This is a genomic window from Rhizobacter sp. P2_H2, from assembly GCF_056403375.1.
In genome coordinates this window covers 1-1,198 of record NZ_JBFUFP010001375.1, presented here as the reverse complement: position 1 = coordinate 1,198, position 1,198 = coordinate 1, and the positions used below count along the sequence as shown (strand labels likewise).

The window sequence follows — 1,198 nt, the reverse complement described above, 5'->3', positions numbered from 1 at the left end:
AGCCTGCTGAACACGCTGGAGGGCCTGGGCTGCGGGCTGACGCTGGTCGATGCGACCGACGTGGCAGACGTCGAACGGGCGATCACGCCGCGCACGCGCATGGTGTTCGTCGAGACGATCGCGAACCCCGGCACGCAGGTCGCCGACCTGGAGGCGATCGGCCGGCTGTGCGGCGAGCGCGGCCTGCTGTACGTGGTCGACAACACGATGACGACGCCCTACCTGTTCCGCCCGAAGGCCGTGGGCGCCGGGCTGGTCGTCAACTCGCTGACCAAGTCGATCGGCGGCCACGGCAACGCGCTGGGCGGCGCGGTCACCGACACCGGCGTGTTCGACTGGTCCCGCTTCGCCAACATCGCCGAGCCGTACAAGAAGGGCGACCCGCGCGGCTGGGGACTGCTGCAGGTCCGCAAGCGCGGGCTGCGCGACATCGGCGCGACGCTCGCGGCCGATGCGGCGCACCGCATCGCCACCGGTGCCGAGACGCTCGCGCTGCGCATGGACCGCGCCTGCGACAACGCGCTGCGCCTGGCCACCTGGCTCGCGGTGCAGCCGGGCGTCAAGCGCGTCAACCACCCCGGGCTCGAGACCCACCCGCAGCACGCCAACGCAAAGCGCTGGTTCAAGGCCGGCGGCACGCTGATGAGCTTCGAGCTCGACGATGCGCGCGACTGCCTGGCCTTCCTCGATGCGCTGCAGGTGGTGATCAAGTCGAGCCACCTGGGCGACAACCGCACGCTCGCGATCCCCGTCGCGCACACCATCTTCTGGGAGATGGGCGCGCAGCGGCGGCAAGCGATGGGCATCGCGGATTCGCTGATCCGCGTCTCGGTGGGGATTGAGGATCATGAAGACCTGCGCGCCGACTTCGAACGGGCGCTCGCGGCCGGTTAGCGGTTCCAGCGGGCCAGTGCCTCGCGGGTGACGAGCAAGACCTGGTCGTCGCCGGCGCTGGTGTCGAGCCACGCCACTTCGAGCTTGCGGAACGCATGCTCGAAGTGCGGGCGCTCGTTGCCGATCTCCAGCAGCAGCACCGCCTCGGGCGTCATCTTCGCCGGCGCGTCGCGCAGGATGCGGCGCACCAGGTCCATGCCGTCGTCGCCGCCGGCCAGCGCGAGGGCAGGCTCGTGGCGGTACTCCTCGGGCAGTGCCGCCATGCTGGTGCTGTTGACGTAGGGCGGGTTGCACAGGATCAGGT

The 1,198-nt window shown here is 70.5% G+C and carries 1 protein-coding gene and 1 pseudogene; one reads left to right on the top strand and one right to left on the bottom strand.

Translation table 11 applies throughout. The features are described 5' to 3' along the window. On the top strand, positions 1–894 hold an 894-nt coding region (locus AC1D15_RS33215; protein ID WP_477829418.1), incomplete at its 5' end, for a PLP-dependent transferase. Here the strand turns inward: AC1D15_RS33215 and AC1D15_RS33210 are convergent. After that, a pseudogene (locus AC1D15_RS33210) lies at positions 891–1,198 on the bottom strand (50S ribosomal protein L3 N(5)-glutamine methyltransferase); the annotation flags it as partial. The gene AC1D15_RS33215 and the pseudogene AC1D15_RS33210 overlap by 4 nt on opposite strands.